Source organism: Micromonospora sp. M51, from assembly GCF_018070305.1.
In the GTDB taxonomy this organism is placed as follows: Bacteria; Actinomycetota; Actinomycetes; order Mycobacteriales; family Micromonosporaceae; genus Micromonospora; species Micromonospora parva.
This window is the reverse complement of the sequence record NZ_JAGPXZ010000667.1, coordinates 1-3,445: the sequence shown is the minus strand read 5'-3', so window position 1 is coordinate 3,445 and position 3,445 is coordinate 1. Positions and strand designations below refer to the sequence as shown.

General features: G+C 73.8%; 4 protein-coding genes and 1 pseudogene. All 5 read right to left on the bottom strand.

From position 1 onward, the window contains the following. Positions 1-305, bottom strand: a pseudogene (locus KBX53_RS26705) (septal ring lytic transglycosylase RlpA family protein); the annotation flags it as partial. Between the two features lie 57 nt (positions 306-362). Further along, a complete protein-coding gene (locus tag KBX53_RS26700) occupies positions 363-1,040 on the bottom strand; it encodes a M15 family metallopeptidase (RefSeq protein ID WP_210862284.1) in 678 nt (225 codons plus the stop codon). After that, on the bottom strand, positions 1,037-2,167 hold the full coding sequence (locus KBX53_RS26695; protein WP_210862282.1) for a D-alanine--D-alanine ligase family protein: 1,131 nt from the start codon (positions 2,165-2,167) through the stop codon (positions 1,037-1,039). The genes KBX53_RS26700 and KBX53_RS26695 overlap by 4 nt, the downstream gene beginning before the upstream one ends. Then, positions 2,164-3,174 (bottom strand): threonine/serine dehydratase, encoded by a 1,011-nt coding sequence (locus KBX53_RS26690; protein WP_051708409.1) that lies wholly within the window; start codon positions 3,172-3,174, stop codon positions 2,164-2,166. Before KBX53_RS26690 ends, KBX53_RS26695 begins: the two co-directional genes overlap by 4 nt. Before the next feature lie 73 nt (positions 3,175-3,247). After that, positions 3,248-3,445: ATP-binding protein (locus KBX53_RS26685; protein ID WP_247676266.1), on the bottom strand; the 198-nt coding region annotated here is incomplete at its 5' end.

The following is a 3,445-nucleotide window of genomic DNA, read 5'->3' as shown; positions in this document are numbered from 1 at the left end:
GGCTCGCGGATCTGATCCATCGCCGCCGCGTTGAGCAGCACGCAACTGCCCGACGGGCCGGTCACCGTCACCGTGGCCGCCCGGTTGTTGTCCAGGTTCGTCACCCGCAGCCGGGTACCCACCGGGAACCGGTCGCTGGTCGCCGCCGGCGCCCCGCCCTCCGCCGAGAAGGTGACCGAGCCGGAGCAGACCGACGACCGGGCCGGGGCCGTGTCGGCGAACCCGAAGCTGGTCCCCACCGCCACACCCGCCGCGGCGAGCACCGCCACGCTCGCCGCCAGCACGTGCCTGCGCTGCACCCTCATCGCCGTCACTCCCGTCCTCGGTGGTGTCTTCACCCACCTGGTACGGGCCGCAGCGCCCTACCGTTCAGCCGGCACCGGTATCGATCGCGCGGCGGCCAGGTCAACCGGCCCGTACCGGGTACACGGCGCGCCGGTGATCAGCGCCCAGTAACGGTCGCCGTACGACCAGTGCCACCACTCCGTCGGGTAGTTCACCATCCCCGCGCCGCCCAGCGCGTCCACCATGATCTGCCGGTGCCGACGGGCGGTGCCGACGATCGCCGGGGCGTCGGTGAAGCAGGCGTCGGCGCTGTCCTCCGGGGTGGCGTCGATGGCAGTGCCCAGATCCACCTCCACCCCGTCGTCGGTGCAGAGCGTCAGGTCCACCGCGCCGCCGGTGCTGTGCGGGGCCACCTCGACCGGTGAGACGAACTTCGTCGTCTCCCGGTGCAGCCGCTCGGGTGACCAGTCCGGGTGTCGTCGGCGCAGCTCGTCCCGGTAGCCGGTGAAGATGGCCAGCTGCGCCCGGTACGGCCGGTAGCCCTCGACCACCAGCAGGCGCAGCCCACCGGGCAGGGCACGCTGCGCGGCGAGCAGGCGGTCCACCACACCGGCGCGCAGCCGGGCGTACGCCCCGGCGGGGTCGGCCGCCCGGCCGTCGAGCCGCAGCTCCGGCACCTCCCGCAGGTCCACGAACTCGTCGCCGTCGTCGGCGCTGGGCACTGCCGCCACCCGGGGATCGGAGAGCAGGATCATCCGAGGCTCCCCACCGTGCTCGCCGACCGTTCCGCGTGCCGGACCCGGGCCAACTCGACGAGACGGTCCACCACCTCCCGGTAGGAGACCCCGACGGCGGCCCACACCTTCGGGTACATCGAGTGCGCGGTGAAGCCGGGCATCGTGTTCAGCTCGTTGACGTACAACTCGCCGGTCGTCTCGACGTAGAAGAAGTCGACCCGGGCCAGACCCCAACCGCCGATCGCGGCGAACGCGCGCAGCGACAGCTCACGGACCCGCGCGGTCACCTCGTCCGGCAGCACGGCGGGGACGATCATCGGGTCGTCGTCGCCGAAGTACTTCTGCTGGTAGTCGAACCAGCCGCCGCTGACCCGCACCTCGCCGACCGCCGACGCCTCGGGGCGCCAGCCACCGAGCACCGCGCACTCCAACTCCCGGCCGGCGACACCCTGCTCGACCATGACGAGCTGGTCGTGGCGGAGCGCCTCCCCCACGGCGGCGGCCAGGTCGTCACCCTCGCCGACCCGGGAGATGCCGATGGACGAGCCCATGCTGACCGGCTTGACGAAGAGCGGCCGGCTCAGCCCGGTCACCAGCTTCTCCGGGTCGTCGACCGTCCGGTAGGTGTGCGCGTCGAACGCCACGTACGGGGTGACGGGGATGCCCTCGGCGCGCAGCGCCCGCTTCATCGCCACCTTGTTCATGCCCACCGCCGAGGCGAGGATGCCGCAGCCCACGTACGGCACGTTCAGCGACTCCAGCAGCCCCTGCACCACACCGTCCTCCCCGTACGGGCCGTGCAGCACCGGGAAGAGCACGTCCAGCTCGGCGTGCACAGCGCCGGGGGCGTTACCGGCGGTCACCTGCACGACGCCCGGACGCGGACCGGCCCGCAACACGACGGCCGGCCCGCTCACCACCAACTGGTCGTCGATGGCCCGCTCACCGGCCGGCCGGTCGCGCAACTCGGCCAGCAGCGCGTCGGGCATCAGCCGAAAACCGCCGCCGCGGGTGACACCGATGGCGACAGTGCGGTAGCCGCCACCGGCAAGCGCCCGGGCCACCCCGAGCGCGGACGCACACGACACCTCGTGCTCCGCCGACGGCCCACCGAACAGGATGCCGATCCGAACTGGCGCGCTCACGCCGCCGCCCCTTCCCCGGTCAGGTCGGCGGACCGGGGTGCCATCAACCGGGCCACCAACGCCGCCTCCACGTTCCCGCCGGTCAGCACCACACCGACCGTCCGCTGCCGGTCCGTCACCGGCGCAAGGCGGAGGGCGCCGGCCAGGGCCGCCGCGCCGGACGGCTCGGCGAGCACCTTGAGGTCGGTCAGGATCAGCCGGAACGCCGCCGCGATCTCGTCGTCGTCGACCCGGACGACGCCGCGCAGCCTGTCCCGCGCGATGGCGAACGGCAGCTCACCCACGCAGGACGGCCGCAGCCCGTCCGCGATGGTGGGCGCCGGTGCGACCGGCACGCGAACACCGGCCGCCAGGCTGCGGGCGAGCGAGTCGCAGCCCACCGGCTCCACGCCGTACACCTCGATGCCGGTGCCGGCGGCGGCCAGGCACCCGCCGGCCACCCCGCCACCACCGCCGACCGGTACGACGAGCGCGTCCAACGGTGTCCCCGCGCGCTCGGCGTCCTCGATCAGTTCCAGGCTCGCCGTGCCCTGCCCGGCGATCACGTCCGGGTGGTCGTACGCGTCGACGACGGGGTGACCGCTGTCGTCGCTGAGCCCGTTGGCCACCGCCACCCGCTCCTCGACGGCGGTGCCGGCGAACACCACCCGCGCCCCCGCCGCGCGGGCCCGCTCGACCTTCGTCGGTGCCGCGTCGACCGGCAGCACCACTGTCGCCGCGAGGCCGTGCTGTCGGGCCGCCAACGCCACCGCCACCGCGTGGTTGCCGGTGCTCTGCGCGATCACCCCGGTGTGCCCGGCCGCGGCGAGGCGACCGACAGCGCGCAGTGCGCCGCGCATCTTGTACGAGCCGCCGTGCTGAAGGTTCTCCGCCTTGAGCAGGACCCGGGCCCCGGCGAGTTCGTCGATCACCGGGGACCGCAGCACTGGTGTGCGGACCACGCGGCCGGCCAGCCAGCTGCTGGCCTCCTCGACATCGGCCCGGGTCTGGCCAACGGTGCGTGACATCGTCTCTCCTTTTTCGGGCACACCACGGGCGGGATCCAGCAGTACGTGGACCCCGGGACGGTGGGTGGAAGTGTCAGGTCACTGCGGGTAGCTGAACGTCGACCCGCAGGCCGCCGTGTTCGGCGGGCCGGGCCGCGATGATGCCGTCGTGCGCCTGGGTGATCGAGCGGGCGATGGCCAGGCCCAGACCGGCCCCGCCGCCCTGCGAGGTCCGGTCCCGGGCGAGCCGGCGGAACGGTTCGAACAGACCCGCCACCGCCTCGGCCGGCAC

Excerpts from the sequence above, each read along its gene's own strand:
- KBX53_RS26690 (WP_051708409.1), bottom strand. The coding sequence starts at position 3,174 with ATGTCACGCACCGTTGGCCAGACCCGGGCCGATGTCGAGGAGGCCAGC.
- KBX53_RS26700 (WP_210862284.1), bottom strand. The coding sequence starts at position 1,040 with ATGATCCTGCTCTCCGATCCCCGGGTGGCGGCAGTGCCCAGCGCCGAC.